The 24,439-nt window shown below is 63.4% G+C and carries 23 protein-coding genes and 1 pseudogene; 14 read left to right on the forward strand and 10 right to left on the reverse strand.

Annotated features, from left to right (window positions below; genetic code table 11):
* Positions 1-42: 42 nt before the first annotated feature.
* The gene (locus tag CYJ17_RS03715; RefSeq protein WP_087069932.1) at positions 43-1,326 is read right to left on the reverse strand and encodes an MFS transporter; all 1,284 of its coding nucleotides are present in this window, start codon (positions 1,324-1,326) and stop codon (positions 43-45) included.
* A 128-nt stretch (positions 1,327-1,454) separates the two neighbouring features.
* Between CYJ17_RS03715 and CYJ17_RS03720 the strand changes: the two genes are divergently transcribed.
* The gene (locus tag CYJ17_RS03720) at positions 1,455-2,141 is read left to right on the forward strand and encodes a GntR family transcriptional regulator (RefSeq protein ID WP_087069931.1); all 687 of its coding nucleotides are present in this window, start codon (positions 1,455-1,457) and stop codon (positions 2,139-2,141) included.
* Here the strand turns inward: CYJ17_RS03720 and CYJ17_RS03725 are convergent.
* Together CYJ17_RS03725 and CYJ17_RS03730 are read right to left on the reverse strand one after the other, a co-directional pair.
* Positions 2,119-2,967, reverse strand: coding sequence for an SMP-30/gluconolactonase/LRE family protein (locus CYJ17_RS03725; protein ID WP_087069930.1), 849 nt, complete (start codon positions 2,965-2,967; stop codon positions 2,119-2,121). The genes CYJ17_RS03720 and CYJ17_RS03725 overlap by 23 nt on opposite strands.
* 139 nt (positions 2,968-3,106) lie before the next feature.
* A complete protein-coding gene (locus tag CYJ17_RS03730) occupies positions 3,107-4,927 on the reverse strand; it encodes an L-lactate permease (protein WP_180948658.1) in 1,821 nt (606 codons plus the stop codon).
* 43 nt (positions 4,928-4,970) lie between these two features.
* Here CYJ17_RS03730 and CYJ17_RS03735 point away from each other — a divergent pair, with 43 nt between their 5' ends.
* The gene (locus tag CYJ17_RS03735; RefSeq protein ID WP_087069929.1) at positions 4,971-6,272 is read left to right on the forward strand and encodes an alpha/beta hydrolase fold domain-containing protein; all 1,302 of its coding nucleotides are present in this window, start codon (positions 4,971-4,973) and stop codon (positions 6,270-6,272) included.
* Here the strand turns inward: CYJ17_RS03735 and CYJ17_RS03740 are convergent.
* On the reverse strand, positions 6,243-7,118 hold the full coding sequence (locus CYJ17_RS03740) for an HhH-GPD family protein (RefSeq protein ID WP_087069928.1): 876 nt from the start codon (positions 7,116-7,118) through the stop codon (positions 6,243-6,245). The genes CYJ17_RS03735 and CYJ17_RS03740 overlap by 30 nt on opposite strands.
* A 607-nt stretch (positions 7,119-7,725) precedes the next feature.
* Here CYJ17_RS03740 and CYJ17_RS03745 point away from each other — a divergent pair.
* Complete coding sequence (locus tag CYJ17_RS03745) at positions 7,726-8,463, forward strand: hypothetical protein (RefSeq protein ID WP_145989736.1); 738 nt, start codon at positions 7,726-7,728, stop codon at positions 8,461-8,463.
* 67 nt (positions 8,464-8,530) lie between these two features.
* On the opposite strand, the gene radA is transcribed toward CYJ17_RS03745, so the two are convergent.
* Together radA and CYJ17_RS03755 are read right to left on the reverse strand one after the other, a co-directional pair.
* Positions 8,531-9,907: a DNA repair protein RadA gene (gene radA, locus CYJ17_RS03750; protein WP_087069926.1), complete on the reverse strand. Its 1,377-nt coding sequence runs from the start codon at positions 9,905-9,907 to the stop codon at positions 8,531-8,533.
* A 90-nt stretch (positions 9,908-9,997) separates the two neighbouring features.
* On the reverse strand, positions 9,998-10,690 hold the full coding sequence (locus CYJ17_RS03755; protein ID WP_101595291.1) for a potassium channel family protein: 693 nt from the start codon (positions 10,688-10,690) through the stop codon (positions 9,998-10,000).
* Positions 10,691-10,889: 199 nt separating this feature from the next.
* On the opposite strand from CYJ17_RS03755, the gene CYJ17_RS03760 reads away from it, so the two are divergent.
* The 4 genes from CYJ17_RS03760 to CYJ17_RS03775 are packed head-to-tail and all read left to right on the forward strand — an operon-like array spanning position 10,890 to position 12,347.
* The gene (locus CYJ17_RS03760) at positions 10,890-11,300 is read left to right on the forward strand and encodes a hypothetical protein (protein WP_143231801.1); all 411 of its coding nucleotides are present in this window, start codon (positions 10,890-10,892) and stop codon (positions 11,298-11,300) included.
* A 22-nt stretch (positions 11,301-11,322) separates the two neighbouring features.
* Complete coding sequence (locus CYJ17_RS03765) at positions 11,323-11,673, forward strand: helix-turn-helix domain-containing protein (protein WP_101595295.1); 351 nt, start codon at positions 11,323-11,325, stop codon at positions 11,671-11,673.
* Positions 11,657-12,049: a hypothetical protein gene (locus CYJ17_RS03770; RefSeq protein ID WP_143231800.1), complete on the forward strand. Its 393-nt coding sequence runs from the start codon at positions 11,657-11,659 to the stop codon at positions 12,047-12,049. The genes CYJ17_RS03765 and CYJ17_RS03770 overlap by 17 nt, the downstream gene beginning before the upstream one ends.
* A 58-nt stretch (positions 12,050-12,107) precedes the next feature.
* Complete coding sequence (locus CYJ17_RS03775) at positions 12,108-12,347, forward strand: hypothetical protein (protein ID WP_087069922.1); 240 nt, start codon at positions 12,108-12,110, stop codon at positions 12,345-12,347.
* Between the two features lie 24 nt (positions 12,348-12,371).
* Here the strand turns inward: CYJ17_RS03775 and CYJ17_RS03780 are convergent, their stop codons facing one another.
* A complete protein-coding gene (locus CYJ17_RS03780) occupies positions 12,372-13,772 on the reverse strand; it encodes a TrkH family potassium uptake protein (protein WP_026428671.1) in 1,401 nt (466 codons plus the stop codon).
* A 207-nt stretch (positions 13,773-13,979) separates the two neighbouring features.
* On the opposite strand from CYJ17_RS03780, the gene CYJ17_RS03785 reads away from it, so the two are divergent.
* The 4 genes from CYJ17_RS03785 to CYJ17_RS03800 all read left to right on the forward strand — a co-directional run bounded on the left by CYJ17_RS03785 (position 13,980) and on the right by CYJ17_RS03800 (position 16,234).
* Positions 13,980-14,186 carry a helix-turn-helix domain-containing protein gene (locus tag CYJ17_RS03785; protein ID WP_234984538.1) on the forward strand — a complete coding sequence of 69 codons (207 nt, stop codon included), beginning with the start codon at positions 13,980-13,982 and terminating at the stop codon, positions 14,184-14,186.
* A 198-nt stretch (positions 14,187-14,384) separates the two neighbouring features.
* Positions 14,385-14,483: a 30S ribosomal protein bS22 gene (locus CYJ17_RS03790; protein ID WP_005504750.1), complete on the forward strand. Its 99-nt coding sequence runs from the start codon at positions 14,385-14,387 to the stop codon at positions 14,481-14,483.
* A gap of 454 nt (positions 14,484-14,937) precedes the next feature.
* A complete protein-coding gene (locus CYJ17_RS03795; protein WP_087069920.1) occupies positions 14,938-15,444 on the forward strand; it encodes a MarR family winged helix-turn-helix transcriptional regulator in 507 nt (168 codons plus the stop codon).
* Between the two features lie 118 nt (positions 15,445-15,562).
* The gene (locus tag CYJ17_RS03800) at positions 15,563-16,234 is read left to right on the forward strand and encodes a histidine phosphatase family protein (RefSeq protein ID WP_087069919.1); all 672 of its coding nucleotides are present in this window, start codon (positions 15,563-15,565) and stop codon (positions 16,232-16,234) included.
* Positions 16,235-16,302: 68 nt separating this feature from the next.
* Here the strand turns inward: CYJ17_RS03800 and CYJ17_RS03805 are convergent, their stop codons facing one another.
* Genes CYJ17_RS03805 through CYJ17_RS03815 form a run of 3 tightly spaced genes read right to left on the reverse strand, consistent with a single transcriptional unit; the run spans position 16,303 to position 19,244 of the window.
* The gene (locus CYJ17_RS03805) at positions 16,303-16,788 is read right to left on the reverse strand and encodes a PLD nuclease N-terminal domain-containing protein (protein WP_257959999.1); all 486 of its coding nucleotides are present in this window, start codon (positions 16,786-16,788) and stop codon (positions 16,303-16,305) included.
* Between the two features lie 40 nt (positions 16,789-16,828).
* Positions 16,829-17,737, reverse strand: coding sequence for a 1,4-dihydroxy-2-naphthoate polyprenyltransferase (locus tag CYJ17_RS03810; RefSeq protein WP_101595298.1), 909 nt, complete (start codon positions 17,735-17,737; stop codon positions 16,829-16,831).
* A gap of 58 nt (positions 17,738-17,795) precedes the next feature.
* A complete protein-coding gene (locus CYJ17_RS03815) occupies positions 17,796-19,244 on the reverse strand; it encodes a hypothetical protein (RefSeq protein ID WP_143231799.1) in 1,449 nt (482 codons plus the stop codon).
* Positions 19,245-19,492: 248 nt separating this feature from the next.
* Between CYJ17_RS03815 and CYJ17_RS03820 the strand changes: the two genes are divergently transcribed.
* From CYJ17_RS03820 to secA, 3 genes and pseudogenes are all read left to right on the forward strand, one after another.
* Positions 19,493-20,197 (forward strand): demethylmenaquinone methyltransferase, encoded by a 705-nt coding sequence (locus tag CYJ17_RS03820; RefSeq protein WP_087069916.1) that lies wholly within the window; start codon positions 19,493-19,495, stop codon positions 20,195-20,197.
* A 50-nt stretch (positions 20,198-20,247) separates the two neighbouring features.
* Positions 20,248-21,252 carry a polyprenyl synthetase family protein gene (locus CYJ17_RS03825; protein WP_087069915.1) on the forward strand — a complete coding sequence of 335 codons (1,005 nt, stop codon included), beginning with the start codon at positions 20,248-20,250 and terminating at the stop codon, positions 21,250-21,252.
* Between the two features lie 237 nt (positions 21,253-21,489).
* Positions 21,490-23,998: pseudogene (gene secA, locus CYJ17_RS03830) on the forward strand (preprotein translocase subunit SecA); the annotation flags it as partial.
* Positions 23,999-24,439 lie beyond the last annotated feature (441 nt).

Consider the following 24,439-nt stretch of genomic DNA (forward strand, 5'->3'; position numbering starts at 1 on the left):
CCGCGCGGGTGTGCTGGCGGCCAGCTAGCTGCGCCGTCGTACTTAATACCGCAGGCTGCGCATTTCCGGGCCGCGCAAGCTCGCGTAACCGGCCGCGCAGATGAGGGCGGTGAGGGCGAGGCTGGTGTAGGCCACCGTCCAGCCGTAGCCGGTCACCAGGTGGGGGATGAGGAAATTCGCGAGGGTTTCGCCGGCCAGGTAGCCGGCCGCGCCCACCACCCCGGTGGCAGCCCCCGCCACATTATCGGGAACCAGGGAGAGGGTGAGCATATTAATACTCACCTGAGGTCCGTAAATGAGGGCACCGAGCAGCAGCGCGCCGGCCGCCGAAGAACTGCTAAAAGCCAGGTGGGGCCAGGCGGCGAGTGCCACGGCCAGGGCCAGCATCGCTTTCATGGCGGCCGACGAAGCCCGGTTAGGGTAGCGCGCCGCGTAGGCCCCGAAAGCGAAGGAAGCCGGAATCGCCGCCAGTTCCGCGCCGGCCAGTGCGATTTCGCCGTCGCGCCCGGTGGTGTGGGCGGCCGCGAAAATAACCACCCAGTTGATGACCCCGAAACGGATGCAATACAGCAGCGTATTAATGCCGACCAGGGTGAGGATCCAGCGGTTGGTGAGCACCGCCCGCACCACCGTGGGCCAGTAGCCGTCCGCGCGGGTGCTCAGCTGCGGGGTGCCGGCCGGGCCGAACAGCATGGTGAGGGTGGGTAGGCCCTGGCGCCAGGGGCGGTCCGCGCCGGTGCGGTAGGCCCAGATGCCCACCGCGATAGTGAACAGGCCCGGGATGAGGAAAATATGGAAATGGGCCAGGCTCCAGCCGGTGAGCGCCCCGGCCAGCAGCGGGAGGAGCGCGGCGCCCAGGTTTTGGGAGGTATTCCAGATCGCCACCCGCGAACCGCGCGAAGAATTGGGGTACCAGGCCCCCAGGAGGACCAGGGCGGCCGGGGCGAGGGCCGATTGCACCAGTCCGTTCGCGAAGGTCAGGGCCGCGATAGCGTGGGGGGAGCTGGGGAAACCGGTGAGGATGCACAGGGTTCCGGAAATAATGAGCGCCCCGCCGAAGAGCCGGCGCAGCGAGACGCGGTCGGCCACCATGCCGAAAATGATTTTCCCGAACCCGTAGGCGAGGGTGAAGGCGCTGAGCACGAAACCGACCTGGTAGAGGGACCAGCCTTCTTCTTCCACGAAGCGGGCGGAGACCACTTTGAGGTTATTGCGGGTGGTGTAGGCGAATACATAGCCGATATAGACAACGAGGAAGACGTGGGCGCGCCAGCGGTAGTAATCCGGGGCTGAGGTAGAGCCCGGTGGGAACCGCGTGGCGGCCATGATCCCTCCTTTCGTGCGTGCGGCGCGCGGGCGTAAAATCACAGTGGAAACTGACAGTCAGTTTACCTAGGATAAGGCGGGAGCGGGTACTCACCCAGCTCGTTATCCCGCGGAGGAAAGGAGTGCTGATGGCTCGCCGGCTTGCCGATGATCTGGCTGACCACCTGCGTGAACGCATCCTTTCCGGAAATATCGCGCCGGGGGAGCGCCTGGCCGAAGCCGCGATTGCGGAGGAATATTCGGTGGCCCGTTCCACCGCCCGCATCGCGGTCGAATCCTTGATTGCGGACGGTTTGGTCGAGCGCGAAGCACGTAAACACCCGCGGGTAGTTACCGTGGACGGCTTCGAGATTCCTGAGATCGTGGCGCTGCTGGAGATTAGTGAATCCCTAGCGCTGGCGCGGATTATGGCCGGCCACCCGGACTTGCGCCCGCTGCGCGCGGCCCGCGGGGAGCAGCCCAGCCGGGTGCTGCACACCCTCGTGGAAGTTTCCGGTTCGAAGCGCCTGGAAGCACTCCACCGCCCGCTCACCTTCCACACCATGCTGTACGCGGCCAGCCGGGCGGAGGCCCGCGGTGCTGATGCTAGCCGCTCTAATGCCAGCCGCACTGGGGCAGTCCGCTCCGATGCCGGCCGCGCAGATAGTGTGCTGGAGCAAGCGCAGGATCGGCTCATTGACGCGGTGTTGCTGGGGCAGGAGAGTGCCTGGGAGGCACTGCGCGCCTTACAGCGGGCACGCCAGGCCCGGCTCGGGGTGGACGCGGGCGCGGTGCTTGCCCATACCGGCGGTGTCACCCCGCAAAAGGCAAGGTAGGTTGGCCGGCCACCGGCCCGTCCATCCACCACAGCGCCCCCGCGCCCCGCGAATCATCATTTTCACGTGAGACGGTCACGAAAACATCCTTGCCATCCTCACCGCCCAGGGTCACCGCAGTGGTCCCGGTCACCGGGAGCTGGTATTCCTGCACGATCTGCCCGCTCAGATCAAGGACCCGGATGATGCCGGCCCGGTTGAGGGCCACCCACACATTCCCTTCGCTGTCGACGGTCAGCCCGTCCGGGCTCGCACCTTCCACGCGGTGGAAGTCGCTGCGATGCTGAAGTGCGCCTGCGTCGTCGACCTCAAAAACAGAAATCGCGCGCGTGGAGGTGTCGATGTAGTAGGCACGGGTGCGGTCGGGCGAAAAACCGATGCCGTTCGAGGTGGTGACATCGCTCAAAACCACGCTGACCTCGAGGGTGGGGGAGATGCGGTAGAGGCGCGCCGTGCCGCGGGTGGTGGCGTCGCGGGTGTAGGGCATGGAGCCGGCGTAGAGGTAGCCCCACGGATCCGCGGTGCCTTCGTTCATGCGGTACGCGGGGCTGTTCCACAGGGTTGCGGCCGTGCGCGGGGCGGCCGTGGCGGTATCGGCTAAGGCCAGCCCGCGTTCGGTGGCGACGACGTAACCTCCGCCAGTGCGCGGGCGCACAAATGCCGCGATTTTCGAGCCGGTGGCCAGGCGATCCACTCCGCCATCACTACGCAGGGTGAGCAGGTCGCCGGCCAGCATATCAACGAAACGCAGCCCGCCCCAGCTTTCCGACCACACCGGGCCTTCGGCGTGGAAAGCAACAGCGTCGGTAATTTGTTCAAAAGCCATGCTCTCCAGGGTAGGCCAGTGCGACCGGGCTGGCTAGCTGTACGGCGGGTGTGCCGGTTGGCTAGTTGCCGAGCGAGTGCGCGGCTTGGCTAGTTGCAGAGCAGACGCCCCGGTTGGCTAGCCGCAGCGCGCGTCCGTTTTACGCGGTAATGAAGCTCAGCACCCCGCTCGCGGCCAGCACGACGACGAGGGTCAGCAGCGCGAGCAACCCGAGCGAATAGGCAGCTCCGCGGCGCAGCAGTTCCGGTTCGCTGCCCGGGGCGCGTACCGCGGTGGCCGCAATCGCGAGGTTTTGCGGGCTGACGATTTTCCCGAGCCCGCCCCCGAGCTGGTTGGCGGCCAGGAGGAGATGCGGGTCGATGCCGGCCCCGGCGGCCGCGGTGGCTTGCAGGTTCCCGAAGAGCGCGGCCGAGGAGGTAGCCGATCCGGTCACCGCGGTGCCGATCCACCCGAGGAAGGCGGAAAGCGCCGCGAAAGCGGTGCCGGCCAGGGCCATGAAAGCACCGATGGCCTGGGTTTGGCCGGAGAAATTCATGACGTAGGCGAGGGCCATAATGGTGGCAATCGTTCCCACAGTCACGGCCAGGTTCGCCACGGTGGCACCCAGGGTGGCCAGGCCGGTGCGGAAGGAATAGGGGTAGCGCCCGCCGGAGGAACACCGCGCGTACACCGCGGTGACCACCACTCCGGTGAGGAACAGCATCGTCCCCGGGGAGGAGAGCCAGTTGAAAGTAAAGGTGGTGGTGGACAGGGCGTTACCGGCCTGGTCCACCAGGTGCCCGTGTAGGCCGGGCCAGCCGAAGCTGATATCGGTTTGGGCCAGGAATTCGATGCGGCGCGGGGCGCCGGCGCCGGCCGCGCCAGTGGGGCTGCCGGGGCCGCTCGCACCACCCGGGCCGGAGGTGCCCGGAACGGTAACCCGCCACAATTTGGTGACCGCGAGGACCACCACAACCAGCAGGTAGGGGAGCAGGCCCAGGAATACCCGGCTGGCGGAGATTTTCTCACCCGCGGGGGCGCTGGCGAATTCGGTCGGGGTGCGGGCCGGGCGCCAGCGGGTGAGCAGCACGGCGGTGAGAGCGAAGGAAAGAAGGGAGGCGATCACAGCGATGAGTTCGTGAGAAATGAAATTCGAGGCGATCACATGCCCGGCCACCATGCCGATGCCGGCGGTGAGGGCCACCGGCCAGGTGTCTTTCACCCCGCGTTTGCCGTCCACGATAAAAACGAGGAGGAGGGGCACGCCCACGGCCACCACCGGGATAATACGCCCGGCTACCGCGGCCACGTCCATGGGATCAGCCACCCCGCCCATGCGGGCCACGGTGGTGAGGGGAATACCCATGGCGCCCAGGGCCACGTTGATGCCGTTGCCCACCATGGTGGCCAGCGCTGCCTTGACCGGAGGTAGGCCGATGGCCAGCAGCATGGCGCAGCTAATGGCAACCGGTGCGCCAAATCCGGCCAGCCCTTCGATGAGGCCGCAGAAAATAAAACCGATGAGGATGGTCTGCACCCGCATATCCCCGCGGCCCAGCGCCGCGAAGACCGCCTGGACGTCCTTACTGCGCCCCGAGCTTTCGGTGAGGTTGTAGAGCCACACCGCCATAATCACGATGTAGCAGATGGGGAAAAGCCCGAATGCCGCGCCTTGCAGGGCGGAGAGTCCGGCCAGGTCCGCCGGCATCCCGAAACCGGTCACGGCGATGACCAGGGCCAGGCCGAGGGAAATAAGGGAACACCAGTGCGTGGCAATGGAAAACACCCCAAGGAGCACGAAGAACACCAGAAGCGGAAGCGCCGCCAGGAGCGCGGAAAGCCACAGCTGCCCGCCGACCGCATCGGGTACGGGCGTGAACGTGGTACCGGTGAGGAGGGAGGTATTCGCGAGGAGGGTTTTATTCGTGAGGACTGCGGAAAGCTGGCTCGGCACGGCGAGCAGCGCGGGGCTACAAGGCATTCCTTCATCGTACCGGGGCGGTTCGGGCCTTTATGATGACTTTATGTCTAGCTCGGACGTGAGATTATCGGCCTCGATGCGGGCGGCCCTGGCGCAGGACGCCCGGCTCGCCCTCCCGCATCACGGGCACGGGGAACCCGCCGCCATGCAGGCGCGTTACGAAGCCGAGCACCGCTGGTGGAATGAGGGCGGGCCGCAGGTTGCGTGGCGTGCGGATACGCTTCCGACCCGGCACGGCCCGGTTCCGGTGCGGGTCTATTCGCCGCTGCGGGATGCGCGGATCGCGGGGTGCGGTTCGCTTTCGCCCGTAGGGTGCGGCGCACTTTCACCAACGGGGCGCCGCGCACTTTCACCTACCGAATTAGGTACGACGACGCAGCTCCCGGCGGGCGCCACCCGGCCCATCATCGTGTATCTGCACGGCGGGAGCTACTGCGTGGGCAGCCCGGCCACCCATGACCGCCTCACCCGCGAGCTGGCCGCCGCTACCGGTGCCGCGGTGGTGAGCGTGGATTACACTTTGGCGCCCGGGGCGCGCTACCCGCGCATATCCGAGGAATGTGAGGACGTGGTTATCGAGCTGGCCCGCCGCTTTCCCAACTGTCCTATCGTGCTGGTGGGGGATTCTTGCGGGGCAACCCTGAGCTTAGGGACTTGGTGGCGGCTCAAGCGGTTGACTGGTGAGGGCGTGGCTCACGCGGACGCGTCCGAGACCGCAGCCCGGAAGCGGGTTGCGGCGCGGATAAGCGCACTTGTTTTGTACTACGGCGAATACGGCCTGCCCGCTACCGCAGCTACTGCCGCAGCCACTGCCGCTTGCGAATCGCTGGGCAAGCCCGCATGTAATACGGATACTACGAGCGATATTGATACTGCGGATGGCGGTGATACCGCCGATGGAATGAGCCCCGCGGATCGCGCCTACTACGACTCCCTCTATTTTTCTTCGCCCACCGAGCGGGCCACGGCCCCGGATACCGCGCTGCTGCGCACCGAGCTGCGCGGCTGCCCGCCCGTTTTCCTCGCGGTGGGGGAGTGTGATCCGCTGCTGGCCGATAGTCAGGCGCTGGTTACGCACCTCGAGGTGAGCGGGGTGCGCGTACGCCTGGAGGTTATTCCCGGGGTGATGCACGCTTTTCTCCAGCGAGTGCGGCTTTTGCCTGAAGCCGCCCGCGTCATCGCGGATACCACGGTATTTCTAGCTGACGTTCTAGGCCACCTCGGCTCCAGCGATTCCGGGGGCACCTCCGCTTCCGGTGACGCCAGTGGACTTTTCGGCTCCAGCCACTTCGGTACATCTTCCGCTTCCGGTCGCTTAGGTGCTCGCGCCCGCAGCGGTAGGTAGGTGGTAGCGGCCTTCGCTTTCCTGAGCGAGCCCATCCTCGAGGAGCGAGGCGAGGGCAGGAGCGAAACGCTCCTCGCTCAGATGACTAGTGCGCAGTAAGTCCGGTCTTGCACATCCGCCACGGTGCTTGCGCAAGACCGCCATGATTTTTCCGCGGGCTTCCCGCTGGGTCCCGGTGAATTTCTGGGTGGTGCGCGGGGCGGCATTCTTTGGTTTCCCGGCCGCCAGCCAGCGGCACTCGGTGCGCAGCGGGCACCCCGAACAGGCCGGTTCGCGTGCGGTACACACCAGGGCGCCCAGCTCCATGAGGGCCGCGTTCCAGCGCGCCGCGCTCGGGCCATCCGCGGGAACAAGCGCAGCGGCCCGCTCGCGTTCTCGAACTGTTTGATGGGCGGGCGGCAGAGCAACGCCGTCGTATACCCGAGCGAGGACCCGGCGAATATTCGTATCGAGGACAACCGAGCGTTCCTGGAAGGCGAAGGCGAGGAGCGCGTCGGCCGTATAGGGGCCGATGCCGGGCAGGGCGAGGAGTTCGGCGCGGGTGCGCGGGACGCGGCCGCCGTGCCGTTCCACCAGGGCAATAGCGCATTCACGCAGGCGCAGGGCTCGGCGCGGGTAGCCGAGCCTGTCCCACATAATGAGCACGTCCGCGGGGGCGGCCGCGGCGAGGTCGGCCGGGGTGGGCCAGCGTTCCAGCCAGGCCCGCCAGGCGGGCGCGACCCGGGCGACGGGGGTTTGTTGGCTCATCACTTCGCATACCAGGATTGCCCACGGGGAGGTGCCGGGCGCGCGCCACGGTAGTGGCCGCGCTGCGCCGTCGTACCACCTTAAAAGATTCTTGAGCATTATCTGTAGTGTGCCGGAAACGCGGGGATTATGCACGTTTTGGTACCGTGGATCCGTGAAAGAAACGGGCGGAGAGCGCCGCGCGCATAAGCGGCCCACGGGTGGTGCGCCGCGGCGTGGCCGCGAGCGGCGCGAGGAGCAGGCTGGGCGAACCGCGCGAGTGAGGCGCGGGGAAAGCCAGCGTGAACGCCCGGTCCGCGGGAAAGAGCGCGAGGCGGAACGGAGCTCGGAGCGCGGGGCGCAGGCTGCGCGGCCGCGGCGCTCGGCACAATCGGCGCCTTCGGAACGCGGGCAGCGCAGCGGCCAGACGAGTGCACCGGCGGCTCGGCAGCGCTCAGGCCGGGAGCAAGTCAATCGGGAGCGCAGCGCGCGGGAACGGACTACTCGGGAGCGCACTACTCGTGAACGCTCCGGCCAGCGCTCTCCCCGCGAACGCGCAGGCCATCGAACCACTCGAGAGCGTTCGCCTCGCGAACGTGCCGGGCAGGAGCGTGCCCGCCAGCGCACTAGCCGGGAGCGCCAGGCTTCTACTCGCCGGCGCCGCCCGGTACCGGCGGGCCCGCGCGGCCAGAGCCGGGTTCGGGAAAAGACTTCGATTTTCGCGCGTTTGGAGCCGAAGCATTGGCTGTGGATTTTTGCCGCGCTCGCGATTGTGATCGGCGCGGTGGTGACGTTTAAATTTGCGGCCTCGCGTTCTCAGGAGCACGCGGAAGCCCAGGCTGCGGTCCCGACCGCTTTCTACGAGCCGGTGGCCTGCACTCCGGATATGCTGCGGATGCGGGTGACGAATAACGAACGCGGTGCGGGCGCGCCGGTATCTTTCTCCGTGGAACTGACGAATAAATCGACCACGAATCCGTGCTATGTGGATGCCGGGTGGGGCAACCTCAATGTGTCGATTACGTCCGGCGGGCACCAGGTGGCGAATACCGCGGCGTGCCAGGCCGGGGATGAACATCGCCGTCTGCTGCTGGATCGCGGGATGGACGCCGTGACCACGGTGACATGGCCGGGCGGGAACGAGGGTGCCGGGTGCGGCAGTGCGGGCTCGCTGTCCACACCGGGCACGTATAAGGCGGAAGCTATTTTTGCCGACGGCGCAGCTTCTCCCGCTACCGCCGTCTTTGAGCTGATTACCGGGGGCGGCAAGCAGCCCGCCCGCCCGGATGATGAGGCCGGGGCCGAACCGAGCACGGATGCTAGCCCGGCGCCCAGCGCGGATCCGAGCCCCGCGGCAAATGGCACGGAAAGCGAGAACCAAGAAGCGGCACCCGCTCCCGAGGCCGGCAGCGGTGAAGGTGCCGAAGCACCCGCGCCGGAAGGGGATTCCGAGCCGGCGAACTAACCGGGGCCCGCCGCGCAGGTACCACTTTCTTTCTGTGCCTACGCCATCTATGCCCGGCCTTAGCGGCTTACCCGGTGGGAAGCACCGCTTCCAGGGCCTGGCGGATATCCGCGCAGCGTTGCACCCGAATCCCCGCGGGGAGCTTCGAGCTATCGGTGCGTTCGGGAACAATGGCGAGGGTGAAACCGAGCCGGGCAGCTTCGTTCAGGCGCTGGGGGAGGCCGGTGACCGGGCGGAGTTCCCCGGTAAGGGCCACTTCCCCGATGGCGATCACCCCGGGAGCAAGCGGCAGATCCATATAGGCCGAGGCCAGCGCCAAAGCAATCGCGGCATCCGCGGCCGGTTCGCTTGCCTGCGCCCCGCCCACCGTGGACACAAAAATATCTTTCTGATCCAGGCTCAAGCCCAGGCGTGATTGCAGCACCGCGACCATCATGGCCACCCGCGCGGAAAGCACCCCGGAATTGGTGCGCTGCGGCCGCCCGGACGAAGGAACCACCAGGCCCTGGACTTCCACCGGCATGGGCCGCCGCCCTTCCAGAGTCATCGATACACAGGTGCCGGGCACGGTGTGATCCCGGGCGGAAAGGAACAACCCCGAGGGATCGGGTAGGCCCACAATCCCGCTTTCGGTGAGCTCAAAACACCCGACTTCATCGGTAGCCCCATACCGATTCTTCACCGCGCGCACCAAACGCAGCCGCGAGTGTTTATCCCCTTCGAACTGGCAGACCACATCAACCAGGTGTTCCAGGACGCGCGGCCCGGCAATGGAACCATCTTTCGTGACGTGCCCGACCAGCACCACCGGCAGTCCGTGCGTTTTGGCCACGCTCACGAGCGCCGCGGTCACGGCCCGCACCTGCGCCGGCCCGCCCGCAGTTCCCGCTACCTCAGCATCGGCCAAGGTCTGCACCGAGTCCACAATAAGAAGGGAAGGCCGGGCGTTTTCAATATGCCCGAGGGCCCGCCCGATATCACTTTCCGAAGCAAGAAGCAGATGCTCATCCATCGCCCCGATGCGCTCCCCGCGCAAGCGCACCTGGGAAGCCGATTCCTCCCCGGAAATATAGAGGACCGGCGCCCGCCCCAAGCGCGCCGCAGCCCGCGCGGCCTTCGCCGCCACATCCAAGAGCAGGGTAGATTTGCCCACCCCCGGTTCCCCGGCAAGCAAAATTACCGCGCCGGGAACCAAACCACCGCCCAGCACCCGATCCAATTCGGATACCCCGGTGGGAATTTTCCGCGCGGCGGTAGCCGGCACCGAGGTGATGGGTTGCGCCGGTGAAGTTGGTGCTAAAGCGGCCGGAGCCGCGGAGGGTGCGGCCGGACTGTGTTGATCAAGCGTGCCCCACGAGCCGCACCGCGCGCAGCGGCCCATCCATTTGCCGGTGGACCACCCGCACTCGCTGCATTCGTACACGGTTGCCGGTTGTTTTGCCATGCCACCATCCTAGAGGGGGCCTACGACATAAAAATCGCGAGCTAAAAGTCGCTACCGAATCGCTACCGAATCCCTACTGAGTCGAGCCCGTTACCGAGCCGAACCCACCGCAGGGATCCACCCCTGCCGGTTAGCGAACTCCTCCAATAGCTCGGTATCACCGGACACGATAATCGTGTCATCTGCCCCGATGAGGGTGTCCTCGGTGGCGTATTCAAAGGGCTGATTCGGTGCCTTCACCCCGATAATCCGCACCCCGAAACGCTCACGGATACGCGATTTCGCGATGGTGAAACCGCGAATTTCCCGCGGCGGGCGCATCTTCACGATGGAGAAGCCGTCCTCCATCTCGATATAGTCGAGCATCCTGCCCGAGACCATATGTGCCACGCGCGTACCGGCGTCGTACTCCGGATAAATGACGTGGTGGGCGCCGATGCGTCGCAAAATACGGCCGTGCGCACGCGAAACCGCCTTCGCCCAAATCTGCGGAATCCCCAGATCAACCAGGTTCGCGGTCACCAGCACGGAAGCCTCCAGCGAGGTGTCCACGCCCACCACGGCCACGGTGAAATCCCCCGCGCCCACCTGGTCGAGCACCTCCATACTGGTGGCATCCCCTTCCACCACCCGCAAGCGATGGCTCCACCGCTGCGCGGTATCGGGATTCCTTTCGACGACGAGCACGTCACGCCCCAAATCATCGAGCGTGGTGGCGATGGCGGTCGAAAAACGCCCCAGCCCCACCACGAGGATGGCTTGTTCGTCGCGCGTATCCGGCATAGCCGCCCTTTCTCCGATCACAATATCTCTGGCTCGTAGTCTAACGCTCCACGCCAAAATTCATGTCGTAAGCCCGTGCGACCATGAATGCATGTACAAGTTCGTTATGGCACAGGAAGGCACGCTACGCACTCGCGCCAATCGCGGGCGTGACATTGTGACGCATACCTACCGTTGGGCTCACCCAGGGCCTGGGTCTGTGGGTATTGAAGCTAGATGGGATGATCCGGGGTGCTGGCTCTCTCAAGATTTTGCGACCATCCTCCAGCTTTTTGGAGGTGAGGGTGCTGGTTTGAATACCGCTATGTACCTAGCCGGTGAAATTGAAGAACTGCTCGATTCCGCTGCGTTTGGTGATCTTGAGTACAAGGCGGTAACTCGTTGTAAGAGCCGGCCAGGAGTCGCGGAAATACGTCTGCTCAGTTCTTTTCCTATTGGGGAAGCGACGTTCCATGTGAGGATCTATTATGGCGAGCCTGAAGAATGGGAAGGGCTTGTTTCTCTCTGTCTCGCTGTCAAGTCCGCAGGCCCGCGGTGGAAGGAAGAACAAAACGCAAGTATCGCATTGGCTCAAGAGCGTGGTGAAGCATGGATACAACTGCTAGAGTAAATGTGTATCGTATATATCCGATATGAAGGGGAATGTGATGGAAGAAAGTCTGCTCGTAGTTCGTGAGAGGTCACGCCTCCAGGCGGCCCGTAGGCGGCGTCTACTGCGCGAACTTAAAGCCATACGGATGCGCAAAGGTCTTTCTCAAGAAACTGTTGCAAGCAGAATGTGCACCACGCAATCTGCGGTTTCTGAGTTGGAGTCGGGCATAACTAATCCAACGATTCATACTCTTCAGCTTTACGCTGTGGTTATCGGTGCAGCCATCTCCTATACGGTCGAAGATCTTGACCGTGATTACTCGTACAGCTGGACTGAAACTATTGACGAGTCGGTTCCTGACGTGGGGGTTGAATATGTTACTCAAGGATGATGTGCAACAAGTGAGATTTTTGGAAGTCTCCGGTGAAGTTAACGGAAGCTTGGAGACTCGCCCTGATACGCTCGAGTGCAAGATGAAGATTGACTCCAAAATTCTCGAACTCGCAGGAGAATTTCAGGGTACTGTTTTCGTTGATGTGACCATGGGCCTTATGGCTGAAGACGCTGGAAGACAGATGTATTCTTCGCATGTTAAAGCCCGGGTTCGTATAGGCAACCAAGTGTCTCGTGAAAATGTTCAGCATGCTGATGTTGTTGAGCTAGTATGGCCAGTTTTGGCCGGCAAACTCATGAGCGTTGCTAGGGAACTCGATATGCCCCTTTCGAGCATCCCGCTTTTCATGCCAAGCAATGATCGGCTTGACTAGAGGTCGAACTGAAATTCTGTGTTTAAGAAAATGGAAATCTGGGTAGGTAGGGGATGTTATGAAGGATTGGCGCGCGCTCGCGGTAGGCGTTCTTAAAGCGCTGGTGGTGGCTGCGATTGGCGGCGGGGTCGCTTTTCTTACGGTGACTCTCCTCAACCGTATTTTCCCGCCGGCAACCCCGAACGCTCTCGCCCCGGCCATAGTGGTTGCGGTGCTTTTGTTCCTCTCCTCTTTGCGCAGCATTCTTCGGAACGACGGCGGCTCAGCCGGCACCAAGCGTCGAAGCTCGCGTAGGTAACCCCGGGATAAGCCATCTGCCCGCTTAGCCGATAATCGGCCGCTCTTCGGGCAGCCGGATGGTGCGGCGTCGTGAACGCAGCGCCAATGCAGCAGCGAGCGTCATCGTGCCCGTGCGCCCAAAGAACATGAGGAGCACCAGCACGAACTTCGCGCTGGCCGGTAGCGCCCCGGTAATCCCCGTGCTCAAACCGCAGGTAGCGAAAGCGGAAATCACCTCGACCAGAATCTCCGAGAAGGTGAAATTCGTGAGCTGAAGCAGCGCCACCGAACCGGTCACCACCATGATCCCGCCGGCGAACGTTGCCGCAATAGCCAAGCGCAACACCTCGGCCGGGATGCGCTTCCCGAAAGCCTCGGTATCGCGATCACCGCGCGCCTCGGCCCGAATAGCCAGCAACAGCACCGCGAAAGTCGTCACCTTAATGCCGCCCGCCGCGGAAGCCGAACCGCCACCAATGAACATGAGCGAATCAAGGAGGATCCACGATGTTTCACCCATCGCACCCACATCAATAGTGGTCAAACCCGTGGAACGGGCATCCACCGACAGCGTGAGCGCGGCGTTGATTTTATCGGCCACCGCCAAATTGCCCAGGGTATTCGGGTTATTCCATTCCAGCACCGCCAGGAAAACCGCGCCGAGCACCGCCAAGCTGATATAGGTGACCAGCGTGATCTTCGTGGTGACCGACCATTTACGCGGGCGTGAACGATTACGCCACATATCCAAAACAACCGGGAACCCAATGGCCCCGGCAACAGTGCCCAAAATAATCGGGATAGTCAGCGCCCACTGCCCCACATACGGGCTCACGCCCTCCGGCATGATCACAAAGCCACCGTTATTAAAGATGGAGACCGCCATGAAATAGGAATGCGAGAGAGCATGAAGCAGGGCCTCGCCATTGCGCAAAAAGAAGGGGAGGAGGGCCAGGAACAAAATAGCTTGCGCCGTCGACGCCACAATAATCACCGCGCGCAGCAGCGTACCTACCTCGCCCAGGCTCGACTGATTCTCCTCCGCGGTAAGCATGCGCTGCGTGAGACCCACATGGCGGGAAACCGCCCGCCCCAGAATCGAGGCCAGCGTCATCACGCCCAGGCCGCCCACAATGAGCCCGAAAGAAATAAAAAGCTGGCCCCACACCGACCAGTACGTCGCGGTATCAACCGTCACCAAGCCAGTCACGCACACGGACGAGGTCGCGGTAAAAAGCGCATCAATAAACGGCGCGCTCTTCCCCGTGGTGGTTGCCAGCGGCAAAGAAAGCGCGGCAGTGAGGAACAAAATAATGAGTGCAAAAATAAGGAGCGCCAGGCGCGCGGGGCGATCCCGCGCCACCCGATCCACGCGTCCACCCACGGCCGCCAGCCGATCACGCCAGCTCAGGCGCGCGGATGCCACCTCAGGGTGTGCTGCCATGGGCGTCCTCCGGGTCCTCGAGCTAGCGGCTGCGGCCAGGAAAAACGCCGCGTACCTGTTCCGTAGTATATTCCCCTGCCACGTACCTCACGGAAAAGCGGCACATAACATGCAGAAAATGCTGTGAATGCTGAGAATATGGGATATCCTTGCTGTAGCTGTTGCCGATGTGGCAAAAAATTACTCCAGGATGATGGGATGAACCAGATGCAAATGCCTTCGTCTCCGCAGTTTTACACCGTCGCGGAAGTGGCTGAATTGACGCGTGTCTCGAAGATGACCGTCTACCGCATGGTTCACGCCGGCGATCTGCCGGCCGTGCGGGTGGGAAGCTCCTACCGGGTACCCGCCAGCGCTGTTGAAGCACTCCTGACTGGAAATAGCGTCCCGCAACAGCGCGCGGTTGGGGAATAGTGCGGTCCGTGGCCGATGCGGCGTCGTCGCCCGAAAAGAGTCGCTCGAAAAGGGGCGCTAGAAACGGTGGCAGGCCCGGAGCGGTTGTGAATTTAACCGTGTTCTGATTCACGCGCTACGCATAGGCGGGCGCGGGCCGGTAAGATACTGTGATGTTCCATCGGGGCGATTCCCCGCGATCTAGTTTTGGAGGTGCCTGTGGGTTCCGTTATTAAGAAGCGCCGCAAGCGTATGTCGAAGAAAAAGCATCGTAAGCTGCTGCGTAAAACTCGCCACCAGCGTCGGAACAAGAAGTAGTTCCCCGCGTGCGGAAGGGCCCGGATGTCCGGGCCTTTTTGTTTTATCCTTTGTTTTAACGCCTCGGCATCGAAATCAAGGGGCAAGTGAAAGTGCTCACATATTCATGGGATGCTCATCGAGCAAACCTTGACAATTCGGGCAAAAATACTTATCAATATTACTACCTAGGTAAGGGTGACCTTCCTAAAAAGAGAATGTAACTCTGAGTTGCGTTCGTACAAAGGTATACTTCACGTGATGCTGTGGTCGACGGCGCTTCGCCAGGCACGGGCGTGCTGCGCGCGGTACCGCGCTACAAGCACCACTTAAGGCCTTTCGCTCCTGGGTTCCCGCGTGGGAAAATGGGGGAGAAGTGGCGTCATCGTTCATCCAGCGCAAGCTGGATGTGTTGCGTCCGGCGCGGGCGCAACGACGTAATGAAGACTCGCACACCCCGTGTGAGTTGCCGTTAATGTCACGACGTGACATCGTGCCTGACGAAGGGATGAATCTCATGGCCGCGGAAGTTCGCTGGCTTTCTGAAGAGGAACAATTTGCCTGGCGCGCGTATCTGCGCGCGACAGCCGTGACCTCAGAGGCGCTCAACCACGCACTCATGGTCAATCACAATCTGTCATTGAACGAATATGACGTTCTGGCCCGCCTTTCCGAGGCGGAAAATCGCTGCATGCGGATGTCGACTCTCGCCGATGTGATGGTACATTCCCGCTCGCGGCTTACCCACACCGTCCGCCGCCTGGAGGCGCGCGGCCTGGTGGCACGCTCCGCCAACGCGCATGACCGGCGCGGGGTGGATTGCACGCTCACGGATGCAGGTTTCAAGCTGCTGCAAAAGGCGGCCATTACCCACGTGATCTCGGTTCGCGCTCACCTCGTGGACAAACTCGGTCATGATGACTTCCTCAAGATGGGCGAGCTGTGCACTCGCCTGGTGGGCAACGCCGCCGATATTTGGTAGGCGTTCGGGCACGTAGGTATTCTCGGGCGCGCCGGTCGGATGGCGCTTTTCAAGTGAATTTCCCAAGCGAGGGGGCTTGGGGTCCGGCTGGCAGCTCCCGGTGCCGTAGACTGGCATCATGATTGACGTAACAGTTGTTCACCTGGTCCGCCACGGAGAGGTGGATAACCCCAGCGGCGAACTGTACGGCCGCCAACCCGGTTTTCACCTCACCGATCTGGGCCGGGAGATGGCCGGCAGTGTTCGGGATTTCTTCCGCGGTCACGATGTGCGGGCGGTGATATCTTCGCCCCTGGAGCGGGCTATTGAAACTGCCACCCCCACCGCTGAACTTTTCGATCTTGAGGTTGGCACCGATGCCAACCTCATCGAAGCGGGTAATAATTTCGAGGGCATTAATGTCAACCGGAATCGCTGGATTCTGGCCTCCCCGAAATTCTGGCCGTGGTACATCAACCCCTTCCGGCCCTCCTGGGGGGAACCCTATACGGATATTGCCGCGCGCATGACGAATGCGGTACGCCGCGGGCTGGCAGCGGCCCGCGGCGGTGAGGCGGTGCTGGTATCCCACCAGCTTCCGATTTGGACGCTGCGTTCCTTCGTGGAAGGTCGTTCCCTCGCTCACGATCCGCGCCGGCGCCAGTGCGCGCTGTGCTCGGTGACTTCGTTGACGTTCCAGGGCACCAGCCTGGTGGCGGTGGATTACGCCGAACCCGCGGCTGAACTGCTGGCCCGGGCGCGCGATATTACCCCGGGAGTCTCCGCGGCGGACGAAAACCGCGGGGACTAGGCGAGACGCGAAGATAGAGATAGCCCCGCCGGACTGGCGGGGCTGAGCGATTCGCAGAAACTAGCGGGTTAATCCTGCGCGGGCGGCTGGGATGCCGGTCGGCCCTCAGGTTCCTCCGGATTACCTGGCTGCGCGCCGCCAGCTTCCGGGCTGCCCGCGTCTTTCGATTCACCGGCGCTGGGGGAGTCCGATGCGGCGTCGGGTGCGGCGTCGTTCTCCTTCTGTTGCCGCTCCCATTCGCGGAAACGGTTTTCTGCGTCCAAACGGGACAGGAAGTCCGGATCATCGTCGGGCGCAACGGGGCGACGGCGCCGCTGCGACGAAGAGCGACCCCGCCCAAAAGAGCCGAGCGAAATATTTTGCTGCGGGAACTTGACCGGGAAAGAAAAAGCGATCCACAGCAGCGACCCGAGAACCGGCACCAGAACCGTGAGGGCGAGCCACGCCGGCTTACGCAGCCGGCCCGGCATGCGGGTGGTGTCCGTGCGGATGACGTCAATGATGCTGTAAATCCAGATGCTGACGGCAAGAAGTGCCATAATTACTCGGGCCATACCACCATCTTAGTCGCTAGCGCGCGGAGGCTGCAGGCACCTAGACCAAGAGCGAACTGGCCCAGAACGAGACCAGCACCGCCAGCGCGAAAGCGAGCTCGGTAATACCGGTAGTTTTCAGGACCGGGATGAGAGCACGCCCCTGCGCGCGGGAGGGGCCGCGGCTGAGCATCCGCCAGCTATTGCGCGCAGCGATGGCGAAAGCGGGGAGGTAGAGGAGGAGGGACGCCTGGTGGGTGCTCGGCGTGAACGCCAGCACGACGCCGCAGCCCATCGCCACCGCGAGCATAAGAACATAAACGCGCCGCGCCCACGTATCACCCAGACGCACCGCGAGGGTACGTTTCCCGGTGACAGCGTCGGTGGGAATATCGCGGATATTGTTAGCCATGAGAATGGCGCAGGCAATGAGGCCGACGGCGCTGCCGGCCACCCAGGCTTGCCAGGGAACCGTGCCGCTCTGGATATAGACGGTGCCGGCGGTGGCGACCAAACCGAAGAAAATAAAAACAAAGACTTCGCCTAAGCCCATATAGCCGTAGGGGTGGCGCCCGCCGGTATAGAACCAGGCGGCCAGCAGCGCGCCCACGCCCACCGCGATAAGCCACCACTGCCCGCACCAGGCAATAATCACCAGGCCCACGAGCGCCGCCAGGCCAAAGCAGGTGAGGGCCACTGCGAGCACCACGCCCGGGCGCACGGTGCCGCCGCCGGTGAGGCGGGGCGGGCCGGTGCGGTGATCGTCGGTGCCGCGGATGCCATCGGAATAGTCATTCGCGAAATTCACGCCGATCTGCAACAGTAGGGCGAGCGCGAAAGCCAGGGCCAGAATCGGGCCGTACAGCGTCCCTTCCCACAGGGTGATCCCGGCCCCGGCGATAACGGGGGAGACACTCGCGGGAAGGGTGCGAACGCGCGCCCCTTCGAGCCAATCAGTAACAGTTGCCACGGCCGCCTATTCTATCGAGGGGAACGCTCCGAGCGCATCACCTAGCCCGCGCTAGGGTTTAGGCCAGGTCTTCGGGGCGGGGCGCCGGTGCGTGCGGTGGCTGGGCCTGCATCGGCGGCTGTACCGGCGGTTGCGGCTGCTGGGGAGCCGGCGCAACCGGGGTTCCCGGATACTCCGGATGCAAGGGCATCCCGCCCGGGGCGCCGGGAACGGAAGGATGATGCGGGATATCCGAGGCGTGCGGGGTGAGGTAGCCCGTGGCCATCGTTTCGGGCGGGCGGGTGCGGAAGGGCCGCGAGAAGGCTTCCACCACCAGGCCCAGGCCAATCCCGATGAAAATGAGGTACCAGTGCAGGTCGTAACTGGCGCTGGCCAGGTCCATGCCCTGCGCCGCCATCTTGGCGGAGCCGCGGGTAATGCCCCAGATCACCGCGGTGGTGGCCCCGAAACCGAAGGGCATCACCGTCCAGGCAATAGCACCGAATTCCATACGCGGATCGCGCGAGCGGCCCCAGCGGTAGGCCGTCCACACCAGCACCAGCACCATGGAGATAAGCGCAACGATGGCCGGCGCGGTGGCCAGGTTATCCCAGAGCAGGAAAGTGGTATCACCCTGGGCGTTCACGCCCATGCCCAGGCCGGTGGCATCATATTCGGCCGCGAAGGACGCGCCCACCGCCCCGAACATGGTCATCACCCCGGTGGTGAGGAAGAAGGGGAAGGCCAGGAGGAGCCACGCGATCTTGGCATCTTGGCGCACCATGAGGTCAATGCCGAAGGCGAGGGCGGAAATGCAGCTCACCAGGATAAACGCGGTGAAGGCCAGGCGCACCGCGTGCGCGTAGGTGGGAATAGAGGAGGCCGCCGTGAGGGTGAAACGGTTACGCGGGGTGGATTTCACAGTGGTCATGCGCCCGAAGCCCGCGGCGAAAAGCCCGAGCGGGAGGCAGGTGAGCGCGGTGAACAGGGGACTGGCCTGCAGAGCCAGTGGCGGAATGGGCTGCCCCATGACGGCCCCGCCCGGGCTCAGGTCCACCCGCATGAACGCCGCCAGCCCGGCACCGATCGCCGCCAGCACCCCGGCCGAAACCCAGGCCGGAATCCAGACCAGCAGGGTGGAATTGCGTTTGCCGCGGCCCACCCACTGGTTGAGGAAGTAAATGATAAGACCAATAAGGAGGGTGAGGGTGAGGGCGGGAACGAAGAAACTCATATCCACAAGATTCGGCTCGGCCACCACCCGCGCGGTGCCACCCAGGGCCAGCAGTAGCGTGAGGGCCGCCCACTTCGGGGCGGTGATCACATCACCAAGATTCACCCCGCCCATATCGAGATCGCCCATGCCGCGCAGCCCGAGCCAGGCGAAGAAGAGCGTGACGAGGAAGGTGACCGCCACCGCGATCACGGGGCTCATAAGAGCCACAATCCAGGTACGGGCGCCAAAATCGCGGCGCACATCGGCCAGCAGCGGCGGTGTCATAGCTGGCATGGGCGTGGGCAGGGACATGATGACTCCTCAATTCGTGACTTCTTTTTCAGTCTAGTCGCCGCCCGTTGGAAATTCGCCGGTTTGAGGTCCCGTGGGGCGCGCGCTGAAGCCGGGCACTTTGTGCGGATGTGCACGCGGACTTTGTGCGGATGTGCACGCGGACTTTGTGCGGATGTGCACGCGGCTGCACGCGGACTTCGCGCGGCAACGCAGCCAGATAGAATTCCGCTCTTGCCAAATACGCCCAAGCTGGTTGAATAGAGGGCATGTCTGCACGTGCACAACTCAGCAAAGATCCGCGCGCCGTTGCCGGAATGTTCGACCAGGTCGCCCCGCGCTACGACCTGAGCAATGACCTGCTCAGCTTCGGGCAGGTGCGGCTGTGGCGCCGCTACGTCACCGAAGCCCTGCGCATTCGCGAGGGGATGGAGATCCTCGACCTGGCCTGCGGGACCGGAACCTCCACCGAGCACTTCGCCCGGGTGGGGGCGCGTGTGGTGGGTGCCGATTTTTCGGACGGGATGCTCGAGGTTGCGCGCCTGCGCCACCCTGACTTGCGTTTTGTGCAGGCCGATGCCTGCGATCTTCCTTTCGCGGATAATACGTTCGACGCCGTGACTATTTCCTACGGCCTGCGTAATATTCACGATCCCATGCGGGCCCTCCAAGAAATGGCCCGCGTGACGCGCCCGGGCGGGCACGTGGTGATCGCCGAATTTTCCACTCCCACCTGCGCGCCTTTCCGCACCCTCTACCACGGCTACCTGCGCCACGTGCTTCCCCGGGTCGCGGCCCTGGCCTCCTCGGATGGCCCGGCCTACGCCTATCTCATGGAATCGATTATCGACTGGCCCGATCAACGCACTCTGGCTGGCTGGCTGCACGCGGCCGGGTGGCGCGACGTTGAATACCGTAATATGTGCAACGGGATCGTTGCGCTGCACCGCGCTACCCTGCCGGCGGCGCATTGAGGCACCGGGCCGCGGGCCGGCGCACCATCGGAAAGCTAGGATTGGCTATCGTGAAAGACCTGACTGTCGAAGAGCTGCTCACCCGCGTGGGGGAGCGGCTCGGCGTCGTCGAAAAAAAGCTGGACGCGGCCACGCATTTTGGTGACCTGCGCGTGGACCCGATCACCACGTATCTTGCCGAGGCGGGCGGGAAACGGATGCGGCCGGCGCTGGCGCTGCTCTGCGGGTATCTGGGCCCGGAGCCGGAATCGGAGCGGGTCGAGCACGTGGCGGTCGCGATGGAGCTGACCCACCTGGCTTCCCTCTACCACGATGATGTTATGGACGAAGCCCCGCTGCGGCGCGGGGTTCCAGCCGCGCACCGCAGCTACGGGAATTCCGCGGCGATTATGGCCGGAGATATTCTTTTTTCGCGCGCTTCATCGATGATGGCGGATTTGGGGCCGCGGGCCGTCAAGGATTACGCGGAAACGTTCCGGCGCCTGTGCACCGGGCAGCTCCTGGAAACCGTGGGACGTACGCCCGGGGTGTCCCCGCGGGCGCACTACCTGGAGGTTCTAGCTGGGAAAACCGGCTCGCTTATTGCGGCTTCCGCGCGCGAAGGCGTGTATGCGGCGGCCGGGAGCCGGGAAGCTGAGTACGCGCACGTTGCCGCCCAGGTGCAAGAATTCGGCGAAAACGTGGGGATCGCTTTCCAGATCGCCGATGACTATATCGACGTTGTTTCCGAAGAAACCGGTAAAGAACAGGGCACGGACCTGCGCGAATCGGTGGACACCATGCCCACGATTCTGTTGCGGGAACGTGCCGCCGCGGGGATTTTGGACGACGCCGGGCTAGCGATCTTGGCGGAATTGGACCGCGGGGAGCTGGCCGGGCAGCGCCTTGATACCGTGCTTGGCGCGTTGCGGAATCATTCGGTTATGGATGAAACCCGGGCGCTTGCCGAGGAATGGGCCGGGCGCGCGGTGGCCGCCATTGCTGACCTGGAGAATGGGGCGGTGCGCGAAGCCCTCGCGGAATATGCGCGCTCGGTGGTGGCGCGCACGGTCTAGGTTGGGTGCGCACGGTCTCGATTGACAGGCACGGCCTAGGGGGCGCGCCGGCGGGGTAGCGGCGTCGTCGTACCTATGCTCGCAACCACGCACAGAAGCGCGCGAAGGTCTGTCACTAGGCTGGTGAAAAACTGAGCGTAATGAAGAACGCAAAGCTAATGGTGAAAGAGGTGCGGCGGGGCGCGCTTCTACCCCGTACAATTGCATCCGTATGCCCACGGTAAGGAGCTCGACGAAGTGGCACGCTTGATTGATCGTATCCTTCGCGCCGGCGAAGGCCGCACGCTGAAGAAGCTGAAGAACATCACCGCGCAGGTCAATGCGCTCGAAAGTGATATCTCGGCGATGAGTGATGAGGAGTTGCGCGCGCAAACCGATAGCTTCAAGGAGCGCCTGAAAGAGGGAGAAACCCTCGATGCTATCCTTCCCGAAGCTTTTGCCACGGTGCGTGAAGCGGCGGTGCGGACCATCGGTCAGCGCCCCTATGATGTGCAGGTGATGGGCGGCGCGGCCCTCCACCTGGGCAATATTGCCGAAATGAAAACCGGTGAAGGTAAAACGCTGGTGGCAACCATGCCCGCCTACCTCAACTCGCTCACCGGTGAGGGCGTGCACGTGGTCACGGTTAATGATTACCTGGCTTCCTACCAGTCCGAACTCATGGGGCGCGTCTACCGCTTCCTCGGGGTGACCACCGGGTGTATTCTCACCGGGCAAACTCCCGAACAGCGCCGCGAACAATACAATGCGGATATTACTTACGGAACCAATAATGAATTTGGTTTCGATTACCTGCGTGACAATATGGCGTGGCGGACCAGTGAGCTGGTGCAGCGCGGGCATAATTTCGTTATCGTTGACGAAGTTGATTCCATTCTTATTGACGAAGCGCGTACCCCGCTCATTATTTCCGGGCCGGCGGAAGGCGATGCGAATAAGTGGTATCGCGAATTTGCGCGCTTGGTGCTGCGTATGCGCCGGGATACCGATTACGAAGTGGATGAGAAGAAGCGCACCGTGGGTGTGCTCGAAGCGGGAATTGACAAGGTGGAAGATGCCCTGGGTATCGATAACCTCTACGAATCCCTCAATACTCCACTCATCGGCTACCTGAATAATGCAATTAAGGCCAAGGAGCTTTTCGAGCGGGACCGCGATTACGTGGTGCTCAACGGCGAAGTGCTCATCGTGGACGAACACACCGGGCGCGTGCTGCCCGGGCGGCGCTATAACGAAGGCATGCACCAGGCGATTGAAGCCAAGGAAGGTGTGGAGATCAAGGCGGAGAACCAGACTCTGGCCACGATCACCCTCCAGAACTACTTCCGCTTGTACAACAAGCTCTCCGGCATGACGGGTACGGCGGAAACCGAAGCTGAGGAATTTGCCTCGACGTATAAGCTCGGCGTCGTTCCCATCCCCACGAATAAGCCGATGATCCGCAAGGACGAACAGGATCTTATTTATCCCACCCGCGCCGCCAAGCTGCGCGCGGTTGTGGAAGATATTGTGGAGCGCCACGAAAAGGGCCAGCCGGTGCTGGTGGGTACCGCCTCGGTGGAAGCTTCCGAAGAGCTCTCCGATTTGCTCGCACGTGAAGGCATCGAGCATCAGGTTCTCAACGCGAAGCAGCACGAGCGGGAAGCGCGCGTGGTTGCGGAGGCCGGGCGTAAGGGCGCGGTTACGGTGGCCACCAATATGGCCGGCCGCGGTACTGACATTATGCTGGGCGGCAACCCCGAACATCGCGCGGTGGATGCGCTGGCGGCACGCGGCCTGGACCCGGAAGAAACCCCGGAAGAATACGAAGCGGCCTGGCCCGAAGAGCTGGCGCGCCAGCAGGAAGCCGTCAAGGCCGAACACGAAGAAGTGGCCGAATTGGGCGGTCTGTACGTGCTCGGTTCGGAGCGCCACGAATCCCGGCGTATCGATAACCAGCTGCGCGGGCGTAGCGGCCGCCAGGGTGACCCGGGCGAATCCCGCTTCTACCTCTCGCTGGAAGATGACCTGCTGCGCCTATGGGGCCAGGGCATGGCCGGGCGGATGCTCAGCTACGCCATGGACGACGATGCTCCGATCGAAACCAAGCAGATGTCGAAGAACGTTTCGCGGGCGCAAACCGAAAATGAGGCGCGGAACGCGGAAATGCGGAAGAACGTCCTCAAGTACGACGACGTGATGAACGACCAGCGTACCGTGGTGTACACCGAGCGGCGTTCCATCCTCGAGGGCGAAAATATGGAGTCCATGGTGCAGGGCTTCCTCGACTTCGTGGTGGATGACGTGGTCAGCGCCCACACCGCCGATGATAATGAGGAAGCGTGGGATCTTTCCGCACTGTGGACGGACCTCAAGGGCTACTACACTCCCGGATTCACCGCGGAGGAATACCTTGATGAGATTGGCGGGCCCTCCCAGCTGGATCGCACCGCGCTCAAGCGCGAACTCACCGATGATATTCACGCCCATTACGAGGAGCGCGAAGCGGAAGTCGGCGAGGAAAATATGCGCGAACTGGAACGCCAGATCGTGCTGTCCGTGCTGGACCGCAAGTGGCGCGAGCACCTCTACGAAATGGATTACCTCAAGGAAGGTATTGGCTTGCGCGCCATGGCGCAGCGCGATCCGCTCGTCGAATACAAGGACGAGGGCTACCGCATGTTCCAGGCGATGAACGACAATATCATGTCGGAAACCGTCCGGTACCTCTTCAAGTTCGAGCTTCCTTCCGAACGTGCGGCGCGCCTGGAGGCTGAAGCTCAGGCGACCGGCCCGGTGACCGTGGCGGGGAATACCGCGGCGGGTATGGCCGGCCCCGGAGTGGCGATTCGCACCAGCGGTGCGGGCAGTGCCGAGCAGGTGTCCGCTTCCCAGCAGGCGCTGCGTGCCGCCCAGGAACAGCAGCGTCAGTTGCTGGAGGAAAAGCAACGCCAGGTGCAAGCGGAACAGCAGCGGGCTTTGCAGGCCGCGGTGGGTGAAGGCGCCGAGGGGGCCTCGGGCCAGCGCGTGACCGCGGAATCCCTGGGGATTAAGCAGCCGAAGCGCCAGCAGAATGTTTCGTATTCCTCGGCGGCGAAGGACGGTTCCGGGGAAACGGAAACCACCGGTGCGCGGGGCGGTTCGCGCGGGGGCCGGGGCAGTGCGGGTGGTGCTGGCGGTTCTGGTGGTGGTAACCGGGCGCAGCGCC

The organism is Actinotignum timonense (assembly GCF_002860685.3).
In the GTDB taxonomy this organism is placed as follows: Bacteria; Actinomycetota; Actinomycetes; order Actinomycetales; family Actinomycetaceae; genus Actinotignum; species Actinotignum timonense.

Coding starts and splice junctions, on each gene's coding strand:
- CYJ17_RS03715 (WP_087069932.1), bottom strand. CDS start 1,326: ATGGCCGCCACGCGGTTCCCACCGGGCTCTACCTCAGCCCCGGATTAC.
- CYJ17_RS03720 (WP_087069931.1), top strand. CDS start 1,455: ATGGCTCGCCGGCTTGCCGATGATCTGGCTGACCACCTGCGTGAACGC.
- CYJ17_RS03725 (WP_087069930.1), bottom strand. CDS start 2,967: ATGGCTTTTGAACAAATTACCGACGCTGTTGCTTTCCACGCCGAAGGC.
- CYJ17_RS03730 (WP_180948658.1), bottom strand. CDS start 4,927: ATGCCTTGTAGCCCCGCGCTGCTCGCCGTGCCGAGCCAGCTTTCCGCA.
- CYJ17_RS03735 (WP_087069929.1), top strand. CDS start 4,971: ATGTCTAGCTCGGACGTGAGATTATCGGCCTCGATGCGGGCGGCCCTG.
- CYJ17_RS03740 (WP_087069928.1), bottom strand. CDS start 7,118: ATGCTCAAGAATCTTTTAAGGTGGTACGACGGCGCAGCGCGGCCACTA.
- radA (WP_087069926.1), bottom strand. CDS start 9,907: ATGGCAAAACAACCGGCAACCGTGTACGAATGCAGCGAGTGCGGGTGG.
- CYJ17_RS03755 (WP_101595291.1), bottom strand. CDS start 10,690: ATGCCGGATACGCGCGACGAACAAGCCATCCTCGTGGTGGGGCTGGGG.
- CYJ17_RS03765 (WP_101595295.1), top strand. CDS start 11,323: ATGAAGGGGAATGTGATGGAAGAAAGTCTGCTCGTAGTTCGTGAGAGG.
- CYJ17_RS03770 (WP_143231800.1), top strand. CDS start 11,657: ATGTTACTCAAGGATGATGTGCAACAAGTGAGATTTTTGGAAGTCTCC.
- CYJ17_RS03775 (WP_087069922.1), top strand. CDS start 12,108: ATGAAGGATTGGCGCGCGCTCGCGGTAGGCGTTCTTAAAGCGCTGGTG.
- CYJ17_RS03780 (WP_026428671.1), bottom strand. CDS start 13,772: ATGGCAGCACACCCTGAGGTGGCATCCGCGCGCCTGAGCTGGCGTGAT.
- CYJ17_RS03785 (WP_234984538.1), top strand. CDS start 13,980: ATGCAAATGCCTTCGTCTCCGCAGTTTTACACCGTCGCGGAAGTGGCT.
- CYJ17_RS03795 (WP_087069920.1), top strand. CDS start 14,938: ATGTCACGACGTGACATCGTGCCTGACGAAGGGATGAATCTCATGGCC.
- CYJ17_RS03800 (WP_087069919.1), top strand. CDS start 15,563: ATGATTGACGTAACAGTTGTTCACCTGGTCCGCCACGGAGAGGTGGAT.
- CYJ17_RS03805 (WP_257959999.1), bottom strand. CDS start 16,788: ATGGCCCGAGTAATTATGGCACTTCTTGCCGTCAGCATCTGGATTTAC.
- CYJ17_RS03815 (WP_143231799.1), bottom strand. CDS start 19,244: ATGTCCCTGCCCACGCCCATGCCAGCTATGACACCGCCGCTGCTGGCC.
- CYJ17_RS03820 (WP_087069916.1), top strand. CDS start 19,493: ATGTCTGCACGTGCACAACTCAGCAAAGATCCGCGCGCCGTTGCCGGA.